This window comes from Shewanella sp. SR44-3, from assembly GCF_014163735.1.
Lineage (GTDB): Bacteria > Pseudomonadota > Gammaproteobacteria > Enterobacterales > Shewanellaceae > Shewanella.
In genome coordinates this window covers 1-25,475 of the sequence record NZ_JACJDV010000052.1, presented here as the reverse complement: position 1 = coordinate 25,475, position 25,475 = coordinate 1, and the positions used below count along the sequence as shown (strand labels likewise).

The 25,475-nt window shown below is 44.7% G+C and carries 16 protein-coding genes; 6 read left to right on the top strand and 10 right to left on the bottom strand.

Going from position 1 to position 25,475, the window contains the following annotated elements; genetic code table 11:
• Positions 1-584: 584 nt before the first annotated feature.
• The 3 genes from H5073_RS16760 to metB all read right to left on the bottom strand — a co-directional run bounded on the left by H5073_RS16760 (position 585) and on the right by metB (position 6,042).
• Positions 585-2,075: a sodium:alanine symporter family protein gene (locus H5073_RS16760; RefSeq protein ID WP_182680714.1), complete on the bottom strand. Its 1,491-nt coding sequence runs from the start codon at positions 2,073-2,075 to the stop codon at positions 585-587.
• 375 nt (positions 2,076-2,450) lie between these two features.
• The gene (locus H5073_RS16755) at positions 2,451-4,859 is read right to left on the bottom strand and encodes a bifunctional aspartate kinase/homoserine dehydrogenase II (RefSeq protein WP_182680713.1); all 2,409 of its coding nucleotides are present in this window, start codon (positions 4,857-4,859) and stop codon (positions 2,451-2,453) included.
• 22 nt (positions 4,860-4,881) lie between these two features.
• A complete protein-coding gene (gene metB / locus H5073_RS16750) occupies positions 4,882-6,042 on the bottom strand; it encodes a cystathionine gamma-synthase (protein ID WP_182680712.1) in 1,161 nt (386 codons plus the stop codon).
• A 198-nt stretch (positions 6,043-6,240) separates the two neighbouring features.
• Between metB and metJ the strand changes: the two genes are divergently transcribed.
• Together metJ and H5073_RS16740 are read left to right on the top strand one after the other, a co-directional pair.
• On the top strand, positions 6,241-6,555 hold the full coding sequence (gene metJ / locus H5073_RS16745) for a met regulon transcriptional regulator MetJ (RefSeq protein ID WP_182680711.1): 315 nt from the start codon (positions 6,241-6,243) through the stop codon (positions 6,553-6,555).
• 105 nt (positions 6,556-6,660) lie between these two features.
• On the top strand, positions 6,661-7,392 hold the full coding sequence (locus H5073_RS16740) for a sulfite exporter TauE/SafE family protein (protein WP_182680716.1): 732 nt from the start codon (positions 6,661-6,663) through the stop codon (positions 7,390-7,392).
• Between the two features lie 97 nt (positions 7,393-7,489).
• Here the strand turns inward: H5073_RS16740 and H5073_RS16735 are convergent, their stop codons facing one another.
• Both H5073_RS16735 and H5073_RS16730 read right to left on the bottom strand, forming a co-directional pair.
• On the bottom strand, positions 7,490-8,086 hold the full coding sequence (locus H5073_RS16735) for a hypothetical protein (RefSeq protein ID WP_182680710.1): 597 nt from the start codon (positions 8,084-8,086) through the stop codon (positions 7,490-7,492).
• A gap of 144 nt (positions 8,087-8,230) precedes the next feature.
• Positions 8,231-9,064: a LysR family transcriptional regulator gene (locus tag H5073_RS16730; protein WP_182680709.1), complete on the bottom strand. Its 834-nt coding sequence runs from the start codon at positions 9,062-9,064 to the stop codon at positions 8,231-8,233.
• Positions 9,065-9,311: 247 nt separating this feature from the next.
• Between H5073_RS16730 and H5073_RS16725 the strand changes: the two genes are divergently transcribed.
• Complete coding sequence (locus tag H5073_RS16725) at positions 9,312-10,061, top strand: SDR family oxidoreductase (RefSeq protein WP_182680708.1); 750 nt, start codon at positions 9,312-9,314, stop codon at positions 10,059-10,061.
• A 471-nt stretch (positions 10,062-10,532) separates the two neighbouring features.
• The gene (locus H5073_RS16720; protein ID WP_182680707.1) at positions 10,533-12,404 is read left to right on the top strand and encodes a GGDEF domain-containing protein; all 1,872 of its coding nucleotides are present in this window, start codon (positions 10,533-10,535) and stop codon (positions 12,402-12,404) included.
• 74 nt (positions 12,405-12,478) lie between these two features.
• Here the strand turns inward: H5073_RS16720 and H5073_RS16715 are convergent, their stop codons facing one another.
• The 5 genes from H5073_RS16715 to H5073_RS16695 all read right to left on the bottom strand — a co-directional run bounded on the left by H5073_RS16715 (position 12,479) and on the right by H5073_RS16695 (position 21,109).
• Positions 12,479-13,027 (bottom strand): response regulator transcription factor, encoded by a 549-nt coding sequence (locus H5073_RS16715; RefSeq protein ID WP_182680706.1) that lies wholly within the window; start codon positions 13,025-13,027, stop codon positions 12,479-12,481.
• A gap of 18 nt (positions 13,028-13,045) precedes the next feature.
• Positions 13,046-14,380, bottom strand: a complete 1,335-nt coding sequence (locus H5073_RS16710) for a HAMP domain-containing sensor histidine kinase (protein ID WP_182680715.1) — start codon at positions 14,378-14,380, stop codon at positions 13,046-13,048.
• Between the two features lie 326 nt (positions 14,381-14,706).
• Positions 14,707-16,959 carry a TonB-dependent receptor plug domain-containing protein gene (locus H5073_RS16705; protein ID WP_182680705.1) on the bottom strand — a complete coding sequence of 751 codons (2,253 nt, stop codon included), beginning with the start codon at positions 16,957-16,959 and terminating at the stop codon, positions 14,707-14,709.
• Positions 16,960-16,978: 19 nt separating this feature from the next.
• Positions 16,979-18,292 (bottom strand): lysine N(6)-hydroxylase/L-ornithine N(5)-oxygenase family protein, encoded by a 1,314-nt coding sequence (locus tag H5073_RS16700; RefSeq protein WP_182680704.1) that lies wholly within the window; start codon positions 18,290-18,292, stop codon positions 16,979-16,981.
• Positions 18,293-18,304: 12 nt separating this feature from the next.
• On the bottom strand, positions 18,305-21,109 hold the full coding sequence (locus tag H5073_RS16695) for a GNAT family N-acetyltransferase (protein ID WP_182680703.1): 2,805 nt from the start codon (positions 21,107-21,109) through the stop codon (positions 18,305-18,307).
• 96 nt (positions 21,110-21,205) lie between these two features.
• On the opposite strand from H5073_RS16695, the gene H5073_RS16690 reads away from it, so the two are divergent.
• Both H5073_RS16690 and H5073_RS16685 read left to right on the top strand, forming a co-directional pair.
• The gene (locus H5073_RS16690; protein WP_182680702.1) at positions 21,206-22,555 is read left to right on the top strand and encodes a hypothetical protein; all 1,350 of its coding nucleotides are present in this window, start codon (positions 21,206-21,208) and stop codon (positions 22,553-22,555) included.
• 156 nt (positions 22,556-22,711) lie between these two features.
• Positions 22,712-24,778: an alkaline phosphatase family protein gene (locus tag H5073_RS16685; RefSeq protein ID WP_182680701.1), complete on the top strand. Its 2,067-nt coding sequence runs from the start codon at positions 22,712-22,714 to the stop codon at positions 24,776-24,778.
• Positions 24,779-25,475 lie beyond the last annotated feature (697 nt).

Here is a 25,475-nt window from a genome sequence, read left to right as displayed (position 1 = left end):
CAAACTAATATCAAATTACTATAAAACTAACTATAAAACTAACTATAAAACTAACTTGTTTACGCTTTATTACTGACTCCTTTTTATTAAGTCTTTATTGGATAAAAAGTTTGCCTTGTAGTTTCCTATACCTCCTAGCTAAGGTTAATTAACTGATCTTATATCGTACTAACACTAAATATGATGAGTTGGCTGCGAGCTGAAACCTCGCCGAGCACTCAATCCACATAAATGAATCCATCTCATCACTCTTTCACGACCTTGGTATATAAGCATGATATTCATTAACACTATCATCAGAAAGAATCACCAAGGCTTAGGTTTAACAATAGCACTCAAAAATAAAAATGCTGCATTATCTTTATCAAAAATCCCACTTATATCACCTTAGTTGATGACACTGTGATCTCACTTGGACTTAGCCTTAAGCCTAGGCTTTATCTCACCAAGCTAATCTGATCGACCCGCAATCCACTTCTCGGGGTATATCCCATAACAGCCAATACTCTCTTCAATAACAAAAAACCAGCAATATTTGCTGGTTTTTCTTTGGGATTATGTGAACTAGCTTAAATTAACAACCGTTACGGCATCTTATTGGCTAGCGCAGCTGCAGCAGCTTCATCTGCAATAGCCTGATGCTGTTTTTTACGCTCAATCCAAAAATCGGCGTTGTCAATGCCCATGGCTTCTGGATCAAAAACAGGATCTAAGCCTTGAGCTTTTTGCGCTTCATAATCTTTAAGGCAAGCAAACGCTTTATTATGCAGCAGTAATATCGCGACAATGTTGAGCCAAGCCATCAAACCTACCCCTATGTCACCAAGACCCCATGCAAGATCTGCCGTTTTTATCGTGCCATATACAGTAGCCGTCATTAGTGCGAACTTCAGTAGCAGGGTTAACCAAGGGCGGTGAACCAAACGATTGATGTAGGCGATGTTAGTTTCTGCAATATAGTAATAAGCGATAATCGTGGTAAACGCGAAGAAGAATAATGCGATAGCCACAAACATATTACCAAAGCCTGGCATCATGCTTTCCATGGCTGTTTGCACGTAACCCGGTCCCGCAGCAACGCCAGCAATACCGGTAAACATCGCGACGCCATCTGGCCCCTGCACATTATAAAGACCTGTGATAAGCAGCATAAAACCCGTTGCAGAACAGACAAACAAGGTATCGATATACACAGAGAACGCTTGTACTAAACCTTGTTTTGCAGGGTGGCTTACGGCGGCGGCTGAAGAGGCATGAGGTGCTGTACCTTGTCCGGCTTCGTTAGAGTAAATACCGCGTTTAACACCCCACATAATGGCTAAACCTAAAATAGCACCAAAGCCAGCCTCTAAGCCAAAAGCACTGCGGATAACTAGCATCACCACACCAGGCAACTGCTCTATATTAATCGCAATGATAACGCAGGCTACGATAATGTAGCTCAGCGCCATAAAGGGCACCACCGCACTGGCAAAACTGGCAATACGTTTAACGCCGCCAAAAATAATAAAACCGAGTAATACCGCAATCACAGCAGCGGTCACATTAGGGCTGAGACCAAAGGCGGTCTCTAACGCAGCACCGATTGAGTTTGCCTGTACACCTGGAAGTAAAATACCACAGGCAAAAATAGTCGCCACAGCAAAAATCCACGCGTACCACTTCATTCCTAGGCCTTTTTCAATATAAAATGCTGGACCACCACGGAACTCGCCATCAATTTTTTCTTTATAAATCTGACCTAAGGTCGATTCCACAAACGCTGAACTGGCACCAAAGAAGGCCACCATCCACATCCAAAATAGCGCACCTGGACCACCAAAGGTAATGGCTGTTGCTACGCCGGCAATGTTACCAGTACCTACGCGCCCTGCTAATGTCATGGCCAATGCTTGGAATGAAGAAACCCCTGCAGCATTGCTTTTGCCATCAAATATTAAACGGATCATTTCAGGAACATGGCGCAGCTGCACAAAACGGCTACGAATAGTGAAATAAAGGCCTACACCTAGACAAAGAAAAATCAGTGCCGGGCTCCAAATCACGCCATTAATCGTGCTAACGAGTTCATCCATAACTAATAACTCCAGTATTTTATTGTTTTTATAAAGTGCTGCGTTGTTATACCCATAAGTAAATATTTTGACAAATCAATATATTAATATCTATATGTATCACTAACCCACCAATATTGTTACCTACAAGATAGCGGCTAACAAGGTAACTTTAAAGTTAATTTTGTTACTTAAGGGTTAATGTTTACATTCTTGGGGGAAAGCGAGAACGAATAATGGAGGTAAGCAGGGATAGAGTATGGCTTAGCTGGCGCTAATGATGAGAAATGCTAGGTGCAGAGTAGCATTTTTAAAACCCGCCGTTGAAGCGCTGAATATATAACCTAGATATTAACATCTAGGTTATATGTTATGTAAGCTGGCTGTTATCACGGTTTATTCTTGGAGTAAATCTTTACAAATTTGCACCAGATCTGATTGGATTGCTGCTGCGGTAACTTCTCGTCCAGCACCTGGTCCGCGAATGATCAGTGGATTACCTTGGTAAAATGCACTGCGAATAACAAACACATTGTCACCGGGAGTTAGGTTTGCATAAGGGTGATGACTGTCGACCCATTTAAGCCCGACTTCTGCTTGCAGTTTGCCATCAATTCTATCTAGTGAGGCCACATAACGCAGCACCTTGTTTTGCTCAGCAGCACTTAAGTACTGCTGTAAAATATCACTATCAAGAGTGCTAATCTGCGCTAAAAAGTCTGCTAGTGGTAACTCAACAAGTTCGCTCGGCACTAAAGAATGCAGCTTAATATCATCAAGCTCGATACCAAGCCCAATCTCACGGGCAAGAATAAGTAACTTGCGCTGCATATCACGACCAGATAAATCATCCCTTGGGTCGGGCTCTGTCAGCCCTAATGATTTAGCTTCTAGCACTAAATCCGAAAATGATTTTTTACCGTCAAAATTTTCAAATAACCAACATAAAGTGCCAGAGAAAATCCCCCCCACAGCTTCAATGGTATCGCCACTATTGCGTAAATCATTAAGGGCATGTTGGATAGGCAAACCTGCGCCGCAACTGGCGTTATAGCGCCAAAACAGCCTGCGATTGCTGAGTTGTTGTTTTAACTCTTTATAAAAGGGTAAGGGCCCTGAGCCTGCTAGCTTATTAGCACTAACCACATGAATACCTCGGGCGAATAATTCTGGATATTGCAAGGTCAAACTGGCGCTGGCACTGATATCTAGCGCTACAATTTCATCACAATCAAGCTTATCTAAGTGCTCAAAGAGCTGCTCGTATTGCCACTGACAGGCCTTTTCTTCAAAGGTTTGCTGCCAATGAGTTAAGTCAATTCCTTGCTCGGCAATCAAGGCTTTTTTCGAGCTAACAATCCCCACCAGCTCAACACTGGCTTCTAGTTCATTGTTAAGGGAGTGATTGGCACGGCGAAATAAATCCACCCAAGCTTCACCTATATTACCCACTCCCAGCAATAACACTCCAATTCGCATCTTGGGACCGGCGCAGCGGCGGTGAACTTTCTGAGTTAATAGGTTCACTTGCGCCTGCGGCACTAAGGTCACTAGGCTTAACTCGTCTTGATAAATCGGTTTTGCATCTCGGCTTAACAGGCGAGCAAAACTGCGCCTGAAATGCTCAGCATCGGCACTGACCAAGGCCACTAAGCCTAAATCAAGATTGAATTGCAGCTCAGTTAAAGCAAATGCCTGTGCATGTTTATTCAACAGTGCGGCAACTTGCTTGTTATTTTCCAGCATAAAAGCAAGTTCATGCTTGCCTGCACCATATTCCCAATGAGCCAGAGGTGTAAGTCCTGCTGAAGTTAATGCTGCCAATACTGGCGCAAACTGGGATTGTGAGTCATGAGTATCAAGCTTAAAGCTAAATAGCACCACTTGGGGCAAACTGGTGACCACTGGCGCACTGGCGGAAGAGCTTTGCGGGGCTATCAAGGTAAAATCTGTGTGTGATGCATAACTTGAGCGTACTGCTAGGCTCACTTGGGTATTAAATAATGGCTGCAAGGTGCGCGAATGCAAAGCAGGAGAACCTAAGCGAGCGAGTCTATCCGCCTCAGCTAAGGACATGCTTTTTAATAGCTTTGCATCATTAATTTTATTGGGGTCGGCATTGAATATGCCTTCAACGTCGGTCCAAATGGTCACTCGGCCAATGTCGGCAAGGCTTGCGATTAAAGTGGCGCTAAAGTCTGAGCCATTACGCCCCAGTAATAAGGTATCCCCTTGTGCATTGGCACAAATAAAGCCGGTTATCACCAAACGCTCGTTAGCGCGCTCTGCAAGCAAACTTTGAATTTTAGCTTTTGATTCTGGTACCCGGATTTTCGGCACTGCGCCTTCATCGGCCACCAAAATAGAACAGGCATCCACATGACTTGCTGCCACTCCAGATTCACGCAGTAATGCCGCCATTAAACGGGCTGACCAGCGCTCACCAAAGCTCACCACATGGCTGATTTGATAGTCATTACGCAGCTCAAGGGACAGTAAACTTGCCAACTGGGCTTTATCGTTAGACAAGCGCTCACGGAGATCTCGTGCCTGCTCGTTCGACAATAGCTGTTCGATGAGTGTCTGCTGGAAACTTATCAGCACCTGCAACTCTTCCTGCCATAGCTGGCCGGTATCACGCAGATTCAATAATTTATATAAGAAGTTAGTGCTCTTGCCCGCAGCAGATACCACCACCAAGTCATCACTGTGACCATGGGTCAACAGAATATGAGCGACACGGCGATAGCAATCAGCATCAGCAAGACTTGAACCACCAAACTTATGTAAATGACTACGCGTCATTCCTAACTCCTTAAACAACGACTTACAGTGCTGCAACTGCGGCTAAGGCCGCTTCAATATCGGCAACGAGATCAACGCCATCTTCAATGCCGACGGATAATCTCAATAATGTATCACTAATGCCAGCCTCATCACGGGCCTGTGCAGTCATAGCTCTGTGGGTCATGGTCGCAGGCACTGCAACTAGGCTTTCCACACCACCTAAACTTTCGGCAAGACTGAACAATTTAAGCTCACTTAAGAAGGCCACCAAAGCGGCTTCTGCGCCTTTAAGCTCAAAACTTAACATGGCACCAAATCCCTGTTGCTGTTTTAATGCAATTTCGTGACCTGGATGGGCTTTTAAACCTGGGTAATATACCTTATTCACCACTGGACTGTTAATTAAGGACTCAATAATTAATTGGGTATTTTCTTGATGTTGACGCATTCGTACACTTAATGTTCTAAGTCCCCGTAAAGTGAGGTAACTGTCGAATGCACTGCCGGTTAATCCTAAGGTATTTGCCCACCAATCTAAGCGCTCACCAATCTCGGCATCTTTAGCAATGACAGCGCCGCCGACAACATCACTGTGACCATTAATATATTTAGTGGTGGAATGCACCACGATGTCGGCACCTAGCACTAAAGGTTGCTGTAATGCAGGGGAAAGAAAGGTGTTATCCACCACCACTTTAGCGCCCACTTGATGGCTAAGCTGGCAAATCTCACCGATATCAACCACCCTAAGTAACGGATTGGATGGCGTTTCTAACCAAACCCACTTGGGGTTAAGCAGTAAGGCCTTCGCTAAGGCATTGGCATCATTTTGATCGATAACCTCAAGCTTAAAACTGCCTTTAGCCGCTAAATGGGTAAATAAGCGATAACTGCCGCCATAACAATCATGAGGGATGACTAACACATCATCAGGGGTTAATAAACTGGTAACTAAGGTGATAGCCGCCATACCAGTGCAAGTAATAACCGCACTGTGGCCTTGCTCTAATTTCGCCAAAGCCTCAGCCAATAAGTTACGGGTAGGGTTACCTGAGCGACTATAGTCAAACTCCCTAGGATTTTGATGCCCTTCAAAGCTGTAATTGGTCGATAAGTAAATCGGTGGCACCACTGCGCCATGCTGGCTATCAGATTCAATACCCTGACGCACTGCCAAGGTGGCTAGTTTAGGCTGATCCATGTGGGCTCCATAAAATGACTTTCAGATGTCTAGATGGCTAAATCTACCATAATTATTACTATGGTCAAGACAATTAGCCATCTAAACGTCCAAACATAAAGAAATCTATTTGCAATCAACAACAAATAGTAGCAATAATTTGACTGTGGCCTGTAAGGGGTTAAAATCTGCACCGAATTTCAAGTTAAGGGTGAGTTAATGACTGAGTGGAATGGCGAATATATTAGCCCATACGCCGAACATGGCAAAAAGAACGAACAAGTAAAAAAAGTGACTGTGTCTATTCCGTTAAAAGTACTCAAGGTACTGACGGATGAACGCACTCGTCGCCAGGTGGGTAACCTAAGACACGCAACCAACAGTGAACTCCTCTGTGAAGCCTTTTTGCATGCCTATACTGGGCAACCTCTGCCAAATGATGAAGATCTATCAAAAGATCAAATTGACGGTATACCCAGCGAAGCCAAAAAAATGATGCAAGCTATGGGCATTGAGTGGGAAGAGCTAGAATAAACGCTTTTTAGCCACTTACGCCAAGCAAGTGTTATAGGGTTAGTCCATCAATGTTGCGCTAACCCAAACTTTCACCTAGCCGTTAACTTTTAGGTCTCTCCTTTGATTATCGATCCCCTAAGCCTTGCCCTAGCGGCGATCATTATCTTCTTCGCTGCCATCACTCAAAGCTTAATCGGCTTTGGTTTAGCAGTGGTTGCAAGTCCGCTACTGTATTTGGTTGAACCAGATCTCGTCCCAGCCCCCGTTATCATGATGGGCTTTGCTATTTCAGCTTTGACCTTAATTCGCGAACACGGTCATTTAGAATTCAATGGCTTACAATACGCCTTACTTGGACGCATTCCCGGTGGTTTTCTTGGGGCAAGTTTATTGATATTGGCACCTCAAGCCATTCTAGGGTTAGTGATCGCGGCCATTGTCGCTATAGCTGTCATCTTTAGTGTGTTTAAATTCAGTGTGCCAGTGAACCGAATAAGTCTATTTATAGCAGGTGTCATTTCAGGTATTTTTGGCAATATCGCTGCCATTGGTGGGCCGCCCATGGCTATCTTGCTGGCAGGTAAAGATGCCAGTCAATTTCGCGCCGCCTTGTCTGCGTTTTTTATCTTCAGCTCCCTTATCGCGTTAATTATTTTGGCCGTCACAGGTTTGTTGAACTGGCGCCACCTATGGCTTTCCTGCATGCTGCTGCCGTCAGTGGTATTGGGATTTTTAGTGGCAGGAAGATTAGTAGGTAGAGTAGATAAACAAAAGACCCGCAATGCTACCTTGATCCTATGCAGCATTAGCGCACTGGTGTTGGCAGTGCAGTCTGTACTGACACTAATGCATTGATTTATTGACGCATTGATATCATGAGGATACTGATGATGTTAATGAGTTTAGCCTGCTGATTGAATTGCTCATTTATTCAAGAGAATGAGCGATAAACCTAGAAATGGTAGGAGGTTTTAAGTAGCGCGCCTTTACTGGCATCACTGCCAATTAGACCAATAAATTGCACCCTAAAATCAGGATTAAGCTGCAGTTCAGTGGCGACTGAGAAAATATCCTCATGGATACCTTGGCTATCTTGCTGAAAATTCACTGATAACCTTACCCTTTCCATCGCTTGATAAGCGCCGCCAATTCGCCAATATTGATAGTCACTGTTAGGCCGTGCCCATACTCCAGAATCACTCAAGGCTTGCGCTAACGAAGCCGCCTCTATGGAAAGCCTTTGATCTGAGTGTGTGCTTAACTGAGTGCTAATGGAAAAAGAAAAGTCATCTAGCTGATAGCTGAGCTGTAACTGATGGCTCACTTGGTCAAAATTCAACCATTGAGTAGCCACCTCAGGTGCGGATATTTGACCTGTCCCCGCCGATGAAGCAAAGCCACTGATAGGCATATTCACAATCGAAAGTTTAAACCCATAGAGAGATTGATGGGTTAACTCATTGTCAACTTCAGCCGCATAAAGCCCAGTGCAGGGGATAAAACCGATAAACATTAAGCTCAACATTAGGCGTTTTTGCGGCTGCGTCATCTCGATTCCTGCAGTTGACTTAGGGAAGTCAATTAAAGATAGCAGCTAAAATCAGCTGGCAGCATGGAATTAATAATCTTTTTAATCTTTAATTAAAATAAAATACAATAAAACAACAACTAATTGATAATTAAGAATTATAAATCAACCTTTAGCAAGATAACGCAGTAACAGCGCTAAGGTCGGGGCAATACTTTGGTGAGACGGATAGCACAGGCCGATACGGCGAAACATTCTTGGGCCATCAAACTTAACTTGCACTATTCTAGGCTCATCTTCAATTAACCCATCAGGCAAAAAGCTCACCCCAAAACCTGCTAACACTAAAGACATCACCAAAGATTTTGACTCAGCCTTTGCGACTAGATTTAGCGACATATTACTGCACGCCAATAAGCCGATAGTCTGTTGATGGGCCTCGCAAGGTGGGCATTCGATAAAATCAAACCCATGTAATTGCTCAGGCTTTATCTGCTCAGCCCTTGCTAATTCATGCCCCAGTGGCACGCAGAGCACGTAATCCTCCTCCCAAAGTGGAAAGAAAATCTCTTCTTCGTGACGCAGGGCATCCAAGGTTAAGCGGCAATCCGCTGGGCTGTGGTAATCCACCAATTCAAGATCAAGATGAGGGATAGCCAGTTGAATTTTTTTAAGTAACTGAGCCAAGCGCCACTGACTGATATCGGGCATCACAGCCAAACGCAGCTTTTGCCGCGCAGCCTTTGCTTTAAATAAGCCCGGCAACTGGCGGGCTTCCTCCACTAATTTAAGCGCTAACGGGTATAAGTAGTGAGCACTATCTAAGGCCTTTACACCTTTTTTACTGCGCTCAAACAATAAACCGCCCAGCTCCTGCTCCAGCTGTTTAAGCCCTGCAGATAATGACGGCTGGCTCACATGGCAACGATTAGCTGCGGCGGTAATATTATTTTCTTCAAAAATAGCGATAAAAAAACGCAATAACCTTAAGTCGACCATAGCCCTACCTCTAAATTGTGCGCCGTTGCAGCGCAGTTACCATCAACAGCATTATCAGTAACGCCGCCGTCATCAGCGTTAATCATAACCTGAGTTTGTCATAGGCTGAAGCTATCATATCCAGTGGAAATTAGTATTTTTCAGCACAGTTAATGGCTCCTATACTGACACCATTCCCAAGCATAAAGCTTGTTATAGCTTAGCAACGCCCAAGGGCTGCAGTGTAAACCATTAATAGGAAATACCAATGACAAATACAAATCAACTTGCTTCATCTCACTTGCCACTTGTGGTGATCACTGGCGCTTCATCGGGTATTGGTGCCGCCATGGCGAAGGCTTTCAATCAAGCGGGCCATCCATTATTGTTACTGGCGCGCCGTATAGATGCCATGAATGCACTGGGGTTATCAAATACCCTGACCATTGGCGTCGATGTGACTGATGCCAAGGCGCTTGAGCAGGCTATCGCTACCGCTGAAGCCCAGTTTGGACCTGTAGGCTGCCTTATTAATAATGCTGGCGTTATGTTACTGGGTCACGCCGATGTGCAAAACCCCAAAGAATGGCGCACCATGCTAGATGTGAACGTAATGGGCGTGCTCAATGGTATGCATGCTGTATTGGCTTCAATGAAAGCCCGTAAGACTGGCACCATAATCAATATCAGTTCAGTGGCTGGCCGTAAAACATTCCCTAACCACGCCGCCTATTGCGCCACTAAATTTGCCGTACATGCATTAACTGAAAATATTCGTGAAGAAGTGGCAATGGATGATGTTCGCGTGATCACCATAGCCCCTGGCGCGGTAGAAACTGAGTTATTAAGCCACACCACCAATGAAGATATCAAAGCGGGATATGAAGGTTGGAAGCAAGACATGGGCGGCGTAATAAGCCCAGATACAGTTGCCTCAGCCGCCTTGTTTGCTTGGCAGCAGCCACAAAGTGTCTGCGTGCGTGAAATCGTACTCGCCGCCACTCGCCAGCAGCCATAACCCCTTGTTATAAGTTAAAGGCCTTATTTAGCTGCTTAGCTATTTAGCTAAGCATCTAAGCATCTAAGCATCTTATTCTAATCACTATCATTCAAAGCCCAAGCGCTTTACATCCCTAAAGTTCAACCAACAAGACAGAGCCCTGATAAATACTTCATTCTTTAGTCCACTTAGACTTTAATTTCCCACTCGTTAATGATGGCATTGAAGGCTTAAGCCAATATTTATACACCATTTACGTTTTAAACTGATGAATTAATATCCGTTTATGTAAAAATCTGTTATCTTGCCGCAGCTCCACTTTAGAGGAGGGTATAGAATGAGTTTACAATTATTTGTGACTCAGTATGCGGCTTAATGTAAAGCTTGCTATACCCTCAAAACACGGAATGTTGCACTTAACTGATATAACTATAACGCGTGATTACGCCGAAAATTAGCTGTTAAGTTTCTATAAGTCAGAGGTTAGTCATGTTCGCCACTATAATAAAAACAACAATAATTTGTGTGTTTTTAATCTGCTTTCCCCCTGTAGCCCAAGCATCTTCAAATAATACGCTAGCAAAGTTTAAAGACTATTCAGCAAACCATACAACCGCAGAGACTCTCGCACTATTCACTGCATTTGAGATCAGCAGCAGTAACTTATCCGCCATAGAACGCGCTGAACTGTATTTCTTATTCGGGCAAGTCTACGAAAAAGCTCGAAAACTCGATCTTGCGATTCAGAGCTATGATAAAAGTATCGCCATTGTCAAAGCATTACCTGTTTCAGATTTATTAATCAATAATTACCTTGAGCGCTCCTACGCTGTATACCTAAAAACCAATAACCCTAGTCTCTATTGCATCGATCGCAAGAAAGCGCTGCTCTATGCTCGTCGTCACGCTAATACTGAGTTATTAACGAAAGCCTTAACTCAAAATGCATTTTGTTATGACAACCCTAGCACTGTTTACCTAGGTATAGAGCTTCTCGATGAAGCAATGGAATTAACCGATAAAAGTGACAAGATAAACGTCAACCGTAAGGCGATGATTTATAATGCTACCGGTAATTTATACCGCTCGGTCGGTTTGCATGAGCTTGGTTACAGCAACTTCGAGAAAGCTTACCAAACTTGGATGGAAGTTAACGATAAACAAGATATGTTTAACATGCAATACAACATGTTCAGCGAAGCCTTAGTCTTAGGTGATTGGGATAAAGCCAATAGCAGCATCACAGCGCAGCTCTTATTAGCCAAAACGGCACCTGAATTCAAAGATTTTTACTTTTTCTCATATTTAAATGCCGGTCGTGTTGCGCTTCAAACACAAGCTTATGACAAGGCAATTGTTAATTTTGAAAAAGCCATTTCATTAAAGCACACCACCAGTGAGCAGTATTTTGTAACCAGCGGCTACTTATATTTAGCCTTAGCTTACATGAGAAGCGGCCAACCAGAAAAAGCCGCGATAATGGCGCAGCAATTTAAACTAGATACTGATTTTAGAAAAGATAAAAAAACCATGATCCTTAAAGCGGATGCCATTGTCGCTTTCGGTAAGAAAGATCATGTGGCAGCAGTTAATGCACTATTTAAAGTCATTGATGAAGTTGAACAAGAAAACCAAAAAATCATAAAGAATAAAGCGATTAATTCGGCAATGGCACACAGTGCAAAACTGACTGAATTTGAAAATGAGTTACTTGAAAATAAATTGGCTATTAATGAGTTAATGTTAACCTCGGCACAAGATAAAGAACGTATTGCAAACCTTAAACTGACGCTATATGTTACGTTATTGTTAACTGCAATAGGCTTTCTACTCCATTATCTTAAGACCTTTAAACAACAAGCTCAGACAGATTTCCTTACTGGTATCGCTAACCGTAGGCACACTTTAAGCAAAGGAACCAAATTAATAGAAGAAGCGATAAAATGTAAGCAGCCAGTGTCCGTAATCCTTTTTGATATTGATGACTTTAAAGCTATCAATGATACCTATGGGCACCCAGTTGGTGATGCAACACTAAAAGCATTAACCAAAAGAGCCACCAATTGTATTAGTAGAAATGATTTATTTGGTCGTATTGGCGGTGAAGAATTTTTAATTATCTTACCTAATACCAGTGAGAAAGAAGCACTAGTTATTTCAGAGCGCCTTAGAGAAAGCATTGCTTCCACCCCCATTCAATTAACCAACACTAAAATAAATTTTACTATTAGCTTAGGACTCACAGTTCTCAAAAATGAATCAAAATCTCTAGGGGAATTAATCAAAAAAGCTGACTTTGCGCTATATCAAGCTAAAGATTCAGGAAAAAATAAAGTCAACTTATTCCTGCAAACAATATAATTGAACGCCTAACCTAAGCCGATGAAAAAATAAATGATTGAGTGAGTTTTATAAGTAGCTGGGGAACTCAGCCGCTAAGAAAACACTGGTTTTTTAAGCAGTTTACGTTGCAGGGTGCGTCTGTGCATGCCGAGTTGTCTAGCGGTTTCTGAGACGTTGCCTTGATTAGCATTAAGCACTTGCTGGATATGCTCCCATTCCAAACGTTTGGGGCTTAAGGGTAAATCATCAAGGGTATCTTCTTGATTATCCTCATTCAGCGAGGACTGATTATCTCCAGCTTCAAGGGCTGTCAGTAAGGTGTGGGTATCCACAGGTTTGGCAAGGTAGTTATTTGCGCCCAAACGCATCGCTTCCACCGCGGTGGCAATACTGGCATAGCCTGTCAGCAAGACCATCATGGTTTGCGGCAATAAATTACGTAGCGGTACGATCAAATTAAGGCCATTGTCTTTGGCTAATTTCATGTCCAATAAGATATGGCTCGGCTGAAAATGCCGCGCCGTTAATAGCGCATCGCTGGCATCATAGCTCTGCTGACACTCAAACCCATGGCGCGCCATTCGGCGGCTTAAGATGGCCGCCAATGCTTGATCGTCTTCAATGATAAGTAGCCTTTTCATGATGTCCTTTCTGTTTCGCTATTGTTTACTTACTGTGGGTAAGCTCACTTCGGCAACCGTACCACCTTGTGGGTGGTGAGCCAAAATTAATTGCCCGCCCAAACGCTCAAAACTTGCATGACTGAGTAATAGCGCAGCCCCAAGTCCCTTGGGGCTTTGCACTAATCTATTGCCCAATTGAGCCAATAAACTCGGCGCTATGCCTTGGCCAAAATCACGAATGCGCAGGCCAATGCCTTGACTCGCGGGCAGTAAGGCCACGTCTATATGCACCTTGGCTTGCTGAATATGCTCCATGCTGGCCCTAAGGCCATTTTCAATTAAGGCCATCAAGGCGGGTACCACACTGGGATCGGTGTTAAGTTCTATCTCTGCCAAAGGACTCACTATGGCATCTGGCCAGTGTATTTGTGCTTGGGGCATAAACAGCAAACAGCTGTGCTGCAAATCTTGGATTAACTCAACCACACTTTGCTTACTAATGCGCCGGGATCTTATGCTTTCTGTGGCTAAGCGCAACTCTTTAAGGGTGTGCTCACAACGTCCCAATGCCACATCCATCTCTTCTGAGGTTGCTGTTTGCTGCGCAAGAGGCAAGGCACTTTCTTTGGCTTCATCGAGCAATAAGCGCAGACTCGATAACGGCGTTGCTAATTGGTGAGCCATCTGCGCCGAAGCAGTGCCTAAAGCAAGCAGCTGCTCTTGGGTTAATTGTGCTTCCCTGTGATAAGCAAGCTGCGCATCTTGTTTGCGCATTCGCTTCGCTATCAAGGCTACGCAGGTGGTTAATGCCAATGCTGACACCACAAAGTTAAGCCACATGCCTAAATAGTGAGAGCCCATGTCCATGCTGCCATGATCCATCTGCGCCATAACCTCATGCCCCATGGCGCTGTGATCGATAGCGGTGGGATCCATAGCAGTAGCCGCGAGAGTCATTTCACTACCGGGCACAAAAAAAATCATCAAACTATAGGCTAAGGTCGATAATGCCGTCAGGCTCCACGCCGCCCATAAAGGCAAGGTCACCGCAGCAAGCGCTATGGGTAGGAGTAATAGCGAAATAAAAGCGTTGGTCGCGCCGCCAGAAAAATACAGCCAGGCCGTCCACAATAAGCTGTCTATCAGCAATACTGAAAACAGCCCTATCTCGTTTAAAAATAGCCCTTTGCGATACCAAATCGTGATCAATAAATAGCCAAACGCTAGGCTTAATACCCAAGTAATTGGAGTTAATTGCAAGCTTAAACCAAAGGCTTGCTCACCCACTAAGGTCAGCAGTAATTGCAGCAACCAACCTAAGGCTCTGAGCAAGGCAAGCTGATCCGCTGAACCTAGCCCTCGGCTTAACATTTGCACCGCTGACGCTTCACGCTTAGACAAAATACGGGTTTCCTAATCGAGTTGATATGACTGGAGCGAACAGTTTGCGCTTTGGAAAACACATTCAACTGGCGAGCTAAAATGTGGCACTTTACCCTAGCAAGATCAAAAAAAACAGCAAGCCTAGGCTTGCTGTTCTGCTATCAAAATCACAACTTTTCTATCCACTTTCAACTTATACCAATCGTATTTGTGGGAGTTTAAAGGAGATTAATCAAAGCGAAGGCTTGAAGGCATAGTGGTGCTATGTCAAAAGTCTTCACCCCAGAGAAATCCCCTTTAAAAGCCAGCAAAACTTAGTAGGTGATGCTGTAGCCTAAGATAAAGGTAGTGCCTTGGGCATTGTAGCTGTCTTGATAGGCGTAATCACGCACTAAACCTTCCACTTGATCTAGCATAGGGTTATTAGGTAAATCTATGTTGCCATAGAGGCTACCGCTGCCCATTTGTGCATAGGTTGGCTGGTAAACGTTATCAAATAGGTTCTTGATACCTAAGGTGAAGTTACCCACATCCGTGTTGTAATACAGAGACAAATCTACAGTGGCGTAAGACTCAGTTGGCGAGTTGTAATAGCTATAACCTTCAAAGCTACCCCACATGCCATTTTGTGGCAGTGCCAATGTCATCTGCTCATTGCCATCATGCGAGCCCACATAATTCACTTGCACTAGGCCGCCCATGTCTTCATTTAACTCAAAGCTCATAAAGGCTGTGGCTTTAAATGGGCTAATGCGCGAGTAGTTCATGTCCTGCCAGCCCTTGGTAGGGTGCTTGTACTCGCCTTGGTTATAACTGAAGGTACCGCCCACACCTAACATATCAGTTAAAGCATATTGATAAGTAAATTCAACCCCATAGGTTTTTTCATCACGGCTAACCAGCGCATCGATGGCATCTGGATTTAAGGTTTTGCTTAAATCGTACTGCAGACGTTTATCAATTTGAAATAAGCTTGCGTAAATCACCTGATCTAAGATATCCACATAGCTTTGCGCGCGCTCAGCCTGGGTGTAATAGAAGCTTAAATCAAAGCTTAAATCATCAAAGTTGCCACGGTAACCTAAATCGAAGTTATCGGCCTGCGTTGGCATCATTTCAGTTTCAAATTCATTCACATTTGCCACAGTAATAGAGCGCAGACGACGTAAATCCCCTAGGCCATAACCTTGTGAGAAACCAGCGTAAATTTCACCCACACCTAAGTCATACACAGCGCCTAAGTTAAACACTGTTTTGCTATAGCTTAGCTCACCCGCACCAATGGTTTGACCTGCAAACGGGGTATAGCCATAAGCCCCAGTTGCCGTGTAAGCCGGGACATCTAAGTCAAAGTTTTCATAACGGGCGCCAAACTGCACCATTAAGTCGCCAAGATCGAATTCATACTCGGCAAATGGCGCTATGTTGGTTTGCTCAACATTACAGATTTCACAAATGCCTTTTGAGCTAATTTGCTTAGTTTTATCCACTTGGTAATCAATACCATAAGTGAAAGTATCTTGCTCACGAGGCAAAGATAACGGCTGCAATGCAATGCGCAGCGCTTGCTTTTCAGATAGGGTTAATACCTTGTTCGCTTGGGTGTTTTCACTTTTTGAAGCGCTTAAGTCTAAGCTCAGCATATGACCCATAATATCTTGATTGTCATAAACAATCTGGCCATAGCTGTTTTCGCTGTAAGGGGCTTCACCTGTGAAAGGCTTGGTCATATCGACCACAACCACATCACCAAAAATCGTCTTACGGCCAAAGCTTAATTGGTTTTCAATTTTACGGCTGTGAAGGTTCAAGGCAAGGCTTGAGTCTGGGCTGATTTCATAGCCAAATTTCACTAGCCCGTCTAAATCTTTAAGCTCACCCTGACCGCCACGCCCCGCTGGATCTGACGGTACTTGCTTGCCGTTACCATCAAATAAAGTGCCAGAGTCACGCCAATTTAACTGGGCTAAATAACTAAACTGACCTTGGGTGCCAGACACTCGTTGGCTGGCATGGTAGCCAAGCGCATCGCCATTATGCACCGAGCCGTCCATTTTAACTTGGCTCCAAAACTCCAATGACTCGCTGCTGGCTGAATGAGTGATTAAGTTCACAACACCTGCTGATTCGCCGTTACCGTACACAGCGCTGGCACCATGGATAACCTCAATACGGGCCAAATCTTCAATAGAGATTGATGACAAAACTCGGCTGGTATCGCGCAATGAGTTAGACACCACTATGCCGTCAATCATCACAATGGCTTTACGGCCGCGAAACCCCTGATAAGTGCTCGACATCATCTGAGTGTCAGGGCCATAGCTAGGCACAAGATTGGATAATAACGCCGACACATCGGCACTAAAGGCAGCTTGAGACAGAATTTCATCTTCACTAATAATTTGCACCGCCCCTGGCAGAGACGACACCGGAGTTTCGAAAGGCTTAGCGGTTACCTTGATGACTTCCATTTCAGTGCTGTTATCAGCCGCGTTAACCGCAAAAGTACTTAAACAAAATGAAGATATTAGCGCACATTGCAGACGACTTAACTTGAACTTTGACACTTGGTTATTCCTTATATTATCAATATGATGAAGCAGTTTCTTGTTGCAACTCTTTGTGGCCCCAATCAATTAATTTAACTTCTTGAGTCAAGTCAAAGTGCGACTTACCAAGAAGGTCGTTAATTATTGTGGCACTGCGCCACGCTGAAAGGCTCAGCTGAGGCTCTAAAATGCCGTGACTATTTAGCCCAGCATTAACAGCATAAATATGGTTAGTTTCAGGCCCGTTCCACTTAACCCTAAACGCCTTATTTAGCTGAAAATCACCTTTCTCATCCAGAGCCAATTTATCTTTAATTGGCCCTAAATAAGCGGGTAATGACGACTCATAACCCGTGCAAAACACCAGTTCATCCACCTGACATTGTTCGGTTTTCTCTGTCAACCCATTCACTAGCGTCAAACAATAACCTGAGCCCTGTTTAGCCAATCCTGTAAGAGTCCTGTGGGGCTGAAGTACCCATTTACCCACATTGCCTTGAATAAAGGTTTCATGGTAAAGGTGCTGATAAATATCTTTAAGGCAAACGCTGGTTATGCCATCACTGGTGAGTTTCTGCTGGCTTATTTCCCGCTGTTTCACCTCTTTATCTAAGCCATAAAACAGCTCACCGTAGTTAGGGGTAAAATACTGATCGCTAAATACCCCTTCATCTAGGGCCTGAAAGTTTGGCCTGCGAGAAATCCAAATCACTTTCTTCGGTTTGCCCCATTGCCCCTGCAGCAGATTCAAGAACACATCGGCTCCTGTCTGTCCGCCGCCAATAATGGCTAAGGTTTTGCCTTCGTAACTGCGTTGTTTGCCATCATGATCTTCACGGCCAATGGTGCTTGCGTGAATACAATGCTCACCAACAAAGGGTCTCGCAAACTCAGGGACATGCGTGCGCTTACCTGTGCCTAAACACAGGTGCTCACTGGTAAAAATGCCTTTGTTAGTGTGAATAACAAATTTGTTGTCTGAAAACTCAATCGCCTCTACTGGGTTATCAAACATCAGGTTATCTATGTTGCTAGCAACCCAAGCCAGATAATCCGCAAATTCTAATCGGCTAATGGTCTGCATTTGCGCCGCCATAAAGGCGTAAATTTTTCTCTTGCTCACCAAATAAGATAAAAAAGACAATGGATTAGTAGGATCTACCGCAGTCACCATATCTTTAAGTGGGCTGGTCTGCATTCTGGCATCATTGAGCAGCAAGCCGGGATGCCAGGTCATACTCGAGTGCGCATCAGCAAAGCCTGCATTAAGCTCGCCTATGTCTCGAGCGAGCGCCGCAATACTTAAATTAAAAGGGCCGATACCGACACCAAAAAGTGTGAAATGTTGCATGTCATCCATGTGCTATAGCCCCACTGGCTTCTTAGGAAAAAACGCATCATCTCGGGTCAACATCACCAAAGAAGAACGCTTATGAGGAAAATCAAATTCCTTGATTTTCTGGTAACCAAAGTATTCCCAAATTTTTATCAAACGTGCATTGTCGACTCTAGGCTCGCCCACTAATCGCTGGGTTCTTGGGTCACTAATAAAGCAATATTGCCGTAGTGCCTGGCCCCAAGCACGCCAGTATTGGCTGCCAAGGTAGGCTTCATTACCGATAAGTAAATGCATGCCGCGATCGTGATCTTGCGCCTCATAATAAGCGCCTAATCTGTCCTCTTTTGCCCAGTAGAGTTCAAAATAACCAAAGGCGATACCATCAAGCATGGCGATGACTGGGAACTGATGTGGGGTACTGAGTGCATTCTCAAGGTAAGTTTTCAGCTCAGCTTGGTCTTTATCTAATTCCCAGAAACTGGCAACCCTTGGCTGATTCATCCATTGATGAAACACGGCCAAGTCTTGCTCTGGGCAGGCTAATTTAAAGCTAATTTCTTGACCTAATTCATAATTGAATCTGCGGTAAAATACCCCTTGCGGATGGCTTGGACGCAGCGGATGAGTGACAGGTATGGTTTGGCTACCTTGAGTGATACTCGTAAGCACAGGAAGGTATGCCGTGGTTTCAGCTATTCCTTGAGCATTAACCAGCCATAAAGTGCTCGATTGCTCAAACTGGCCTTGGGTTATCACTAACATGGCCTCTTTAACCTGCATCCAAGCAGGAGGCGGTGCGATGCACAGGCGCTGCCAAACAGCCAAAGGCAACATCAAACTGCTGGCCGTTTTATGTCCTGCGAGATAAAACAAATGCTCAATAATTGACAGCATTTGCAGACCATCGAACCCTTTTTGGCTGGCATCAGTTGTCACCACCTCAAGCACAGACTCATGCTGAATAAAGCTCAAGCTGGCTGTAAAGTCAGGGCTTTCGATACTCAACTGTTCACTAAGCGCAAACCTAAGCAAGCGATTATCTGGCAAGCGTTTTACCTGCACTTGCTTGACGTTATTAGCCTCACGTTGGCGCAAAGGGTTGGCTATCTCACGATAAATAGTAGAAGGATCTTCTATGGTGTTTTCATTGATGTTGCTCAAATAAACAAAGAAGTTACCTTTGAAAATAAGGCTTTTTGAATCAAGTAAATAACTGATAAAACTATTGTCTAGGTATTGTTTTTGAGCCAAATGGCCTAAAAACAGCCTAAATTGGGCCAATAGCCGTGTTTCATCAATTAAACCTGTGGCAGATAACGCGCTTATCACACTAAAGCTACTATTAAATATAAGGTAATAACTGATAAATGGGTTTACGTACTGGTGAGGCATAAAGTTTTCTGGCGCGGCATCACCTAGCACGTCAGGAAAGCGCGTTTGTGCTGCGCAGGTAAAGCCAGTACCTTGGCAATCGCGGTAAAAAAGCCCTGCAGGAATACCATTAGCCAGATCCACCACGATATTTTGCTGATGGGCTAAGAAAATCAATCCGTAATCACTGCGGGCCGCCAATAAAGGTTCAAGTACCTTTTCAAGATAGGCGCCAAACCAAGTTTCAGCCGCCTTAGCTGTACTGACGCCTTGCTGCTCACTGTAACGGCTAACAATATTGGCCAGCATGCTGGAGCCACCTAAAGGATTAGCCTGGGTGAGACTCGCCAACACCAGCGCTTGTCTGTCTGGGTTAGCCATAAAAGGGTTCACCCTAAAGGCCACTAAACTCTGCTCTAATACACCCGATGCAGAGGTCATTGCCGCAAAGCCTGGCTCGCCCATAATGGTAAAATCAGGATAGCGCTGGCTGAATTCTTGGGCAGCCTCAGTATCCAGGATTTGCTCTAGCAGCATGCCACGCTGCACTTCTTTTACGGATAAATGCCTAATGGAATTAGTTAACTTAACGCTTAATGAAAACTTCAGCATAAAACGACAATTGGGATGGTAAATGGCTCGCAAGGAGCTTGTCGCCCGCCAGCCACCGCCTTGTTGACCTAAATCCTTAAGATCGCCCTGACTTATCAGCGCCTTTATTTCGGCTTGTTGTAGCAAAATTTTTGCCTGCCAAGGATGAACTGGCAGTAACTGAAAATTATTGGGATAAGCCTTGGCGCTAGCAGAGAGATCCGCGGTTAAGCCTAAATCCGCCACTATCTGCTCAATCGTTTGGCGATAGTCAGCTCTGTGCATTTCACCTGTAATAGCGCGCGGCGCTAACGCAAACCAATGCAAAGCAAAGGCTTCACCACTTTCAGGAGCATAACAAAAATCTGCGGGGCTAAAACCTGAGCGACTCTTGGGCGCGGGATGCATGTTATGGCCGATAAATAGCGCCTGCTCGGCTTCAATAAAATTAAGTTGCCCTGTAAATAATTGACTTAACTCTTGCTGACGCTGTTTAAGTGAAAATGCCGTATTTTCATGACTTTGAAGCACTCTTTCAGTAAAGAGTGTTTTCTGCTCAGCGCTGAGTTCTCCGACAATATGGCTTTCATCTAAAATCAGTGCCAAGGCATTAGCAAAGTCACACTCGGTTAGTGTATTTCCTTGTTTCAGTAAGCAAGGAAAACGAAATTCATGGGGGCCTGAAACAGACAAGTACTGGTAGGGAAGTTTTAGTGTTGCCTTAGCGTTAAGCAGTGGCAAATGTAGCTCTTGCTGCGCCTCATCGACAGTCCAATTACAGGTATCTTGATTCAGCTCCTTGATTAAACCATTGAAAAAACATTGAGCTGCGAGATCCACATTGGCTACAGGCATAGGGGGCAACATAAACAATGAACCTTTTTAAACGACCGATTGAATTTGGTTGCAAATGATAATCTCTATCATTATCATGTCAACAAAATTTACAATTAGAATAACAAAATGCGATCATTTCCACTAAAAAGTGCAACTTGGCCTTTGTTTATCACAGCCCCATTATTAGGTCTAAGCCAAAGCATATTGATCGTATACACCCCGATGTTTATCGAACTGACCACGCTCAGCCTAAGTGAACTAGCCATCATAATGACTCTTGGTTCAGCGTTATTCCTTATTAGCACTCCGTTTTGGGGAAAACAAGCCCTAAGTCAAGGGGTTAAGCCTGTACTCTATCAAGGGGTTTACGGTTTTAGCTTAAGCTTTGCTTTAATACTGGGGCTATTATGGTTAAGCCAAAGCATGGAATTAACGCCCGTTTGGGTCATTGGCTTAATGGTGATGGCAAGGGTTATCTATGGGTTAACCGCATCGGCTATTGTGCCCACATGCCAAGCTTGGATAGCCAGCGCTGAAATGCCGACTAAAGCGCAAGTCGAGACCAATACTCACAGCACTATTATTAACAGAACGGTTATTAACAGTGCTTCGACTAGCAGCACTACGATTAACGGCGCTAGCAAAGCATCCATGAAAGGGCTCGCTCGCTTATCAGCAGCCATGGCAGCAGGTCGTTTAATTGGCCCTTCTTTGGCGCTGGGATTAATTTGGATTGACGGTTTAGCGCCAATGGTTTTCTTGACTGCCTTGCCACTGCTTTGCTGCCTAGCTATTTGGCGCTATTTGCCAAGCCTTCAAGCAAGCATCAACTCGAACGCTGCGACAAATGCTCTAAAGCCTGCAGCGACGACCATGGATCAAGTTGCTGCGCCAGCAAAAGCCAGTCTACAAACAACAGATAAACTATTACTGTTAGTCATGGCCTTGATGTGTGCCAGCTACAGCGTGTTTTGCTACCTACTCACCCCCATGAGTTTGCAGTGGCTTGGGCTAAACACTCGGGATGCCAGCGAGTTTATTTCAATATTAATGAGCCTCTCGGCGGCCAGCATGTTGTGCACTCATGGCTTGCTATCACGCTTTTATACTGAAAAGCATCTTGGGGTCATGCTGTTTGTCAGCCTCTTGATGTTGGCAAGTATCACCTTAACCGCACAAAATATAACTTGGGGCTTGTACCTTGCCATCCCCGTTATCAGCATCGCATTTGCTAGCACTCAACTTAGGGTATTAAGCCGCTTATGTGCAAAGCTCAGCCCACAAGATAAAGTCATCGCCACTTCGGCATTATCTCAATACCAAACTTGGGGCTACATCCTTGGCGCAGGAATATTAAGCTTGACCCAGAGTGACATACTGATCAGCTTAGGCGTTATTGCCTTGATGGTCATGGGGAAAATATTGCTGCTCTGTGTGACATTTTTTCGTGAACGCCCCATGACAGTTTCAACATAGCTTTCAGCGAAAACAGTGCTCTAACCTTGACCGCAAGTGCAAACTGAAAATTTTAGCCCGTTCACAGCTTGAAACAATTAGCACTTGCAAACCTAATCCAGATGTTTACCCTTACAATCAATAGTATTTCACCCAATAGGCCGCAGAAACGTATTTATGACTGCTGACTTAGCTCTGATCTTGGCCGGCCCTTTTCTGCGCCACTGTGACAATGACAACTTCACCTTATGCTGGGTAAGCCGCGAGCCTTTAACTGAGCTTGAGCTCACCCTGGCAGACAAGTGCCATGCATTAACCCCTGAGCATCTGCAAGCGTTCGCCTTAGGCGAGAAGGCGTTTTACTACTTATTGCACCTAAAACAAACAGACTTGTTGGCCAGTAATCAAGCCATAAACTACCAATTAAGCGCCAAGGGTTATCCAGACTTATTCGCAAGTGTCAGCGAGTTAACTTATCCCGCCCAAGACGCGAACTCTGAAAACGGGCCTAGGTTTTACATCAAGCCTGACATCAGCCAAATGCTGCACGGCTCTTGCCGTAACCCCCATCATCACAGCGATGATGCGCTAAAAGCCGCCGACACCCGCCTAAGTCAAGACCTAAGCCTTGAAGCTCGTCCTAGCCTACTGATGTTAAGTGGCGATCAAGTCTACGTGGATGATATCGCGGCCCCCATGCTCTATGCCATAGGCCAAGTCATTACGCTGTTAGGGCTAAAACAAGAAGGCTTTGAAGGGGCAAAAATAACCCACAGTGATGAACTAGATTATGGTTTTAGCGCCCTCTACCAGCGCCATAAACACTTGCTGCCCCATACTCAATATCCCGCTAAAACCGCCCTGTGGCGTTGGTATCGCAATCATCCTATTTTTACCTCATCCTTAGCGGAAAATCATCTGGTGAGCCTAGGGGAAGTCATCGCCTTATACCTGTTAACTTGGTCGCCAGAATTATGGCAATGCATTGATATCCCTGAAAATCCAGAGGGTATGACGCCAGCAAATACCCTGCGCTGGCAAAAACAAGCAGCCTATTTAGCTGAGTTTGCCAAAGGCTTAGGTCAAGTCAGGCGTTTACTGGCCCATGTGCCGACTTACATGATGTTTGACGACCATGACGTTACCGATGACTGGAACCTCACCGCCCGCTGGGAGGAAGCCACTTACGGCCATGCCTTCTCTAAACGCATCATAGGCAATGCCTTAATTGGCTACACCTTATTTCAAGGCCTTGGCAATAATCCAGACAAGTTCAAGCTTGAGCTGTTGCCCTTGATGAATAAGCTATTTAGCCAAGCTAACACGCTAGAAACCAAAACTAACAGCCATTCAATCGATGCAGCTTGCGCTGTTCATAGCGCTGCTGAGGCTGCGAGTGAGAACAATCCTGCTGCGATTGCGAGTGAGAGTAACGCTGCTGAGAAAGCTATTGAGAGTGCAGATGAGAATGTAGCTAAGAGTGCAGATGAGACTGCAGGCCCACAAGATGTGCTGATCCAAGCCTTGCTTAAATTCGAGCATTGGCATTACAGCCTCAATACTTCCCCTAAGCTTGTGGTGCTCGATACCCGCACCCGCCGCTGGCGCAGCGAATCCAACTTAGCTAAACCTTCAGGCTTGATGGACTGGGAAGCCTTGATGGATTTACAGCAAGAGCTAATCGGTCAAGACAAGGTGATTATCGTCTCTCCCGCGCCCATGTTTGGGGTTAAGTTTATTGAAGCTATTCAGCGCACAGCCACTTTAATAGGCGGTTCACTGTTGGTGGATGCCGAAAATTGGATGGCGCACCCAGGGGCCGCCAATGCCCTGCTGAGCATCTTTATGCACCGCAAGACACCGCAGCAATTTGTGATCTTATCTGGGGATGTGCACTATTCCTTTAGCTATGATATTCGCATTCGCTTTCGCCACGGCAGCCCGCATATATATCAAATCACCTGCAGCGGCATTAAGAATCAGTTTCCTGAAAGACTATTGCCCTGTTTTGATAAACTCAATGGCTGGCTTTATGGTTATTTCTCGCCATTAAACTGGTTTACTAAGCGTAAACGCATGCTCATTCGTGGCCGCCGCCCCAATGGTCATAGCAGCCAGCGCCTCGTCAATCGCAGCGGCTTAGGCATATTAACCTTGGCCGAAAACGGCGCCCCCAAACAAATAAGCGTGCTTCACAGCGATCTCAGTCAGACCCTCTTTGAACCACCAAGAGATGAGCGCTAGATGGGTAAAGGCAGTTTTTGGCATAGCAGAACATGCTGTACTTCGCCGGGTACTGAAAAGGCCTAATCATTAATAAGAGTTGTCACCATTTACGATTTACGATTTACGGCTAACCATAGCCAGTTGGGACGTCATGCGTAGTGGTAAAATAAACTGCAAGTAAATTGCTAGGGCATAGCCCTAAGGATTTAAACAACAGCCAGCACCTATGAGCATTTGGATATTGAACATGTTAGGCAGGGACTAGGGATCACAACAGCACATTTGCTCGGGACTTTTCAACATGAATCAAAAGTGGACAGATTAGTTAGGGAGATAAAACAGCTCTCCACGGAGGAAAGAAGAGAGCTGTTTGGGAGACTGATAATCAATCAATTGGACTGAAGTTACGAATAATTTTTTTACACTCTGAAAATGCAGAACTAGCAATTAGGAACATTAACGCCAATAAGAATGAGCCAATGCTAAACATTAATAGTAAAGGAAATGTACTGTCATTAGTTTTAACGAAGGACTCCAGTAGCAGCCAAATGCTTGCTCCGCCAAAAATGAGATATAATAGAAAGAATGCTCGAGGGCGTTCGAAATTCTGTGTCAGGTTAAGTTTAAATTTCGAGCACGCTGTCTAAACGTCCTTCAAAATAAATCGCTAACTGAGATAGACAAAGGCTCCAATTGTGAATGGGCATTGTCCATT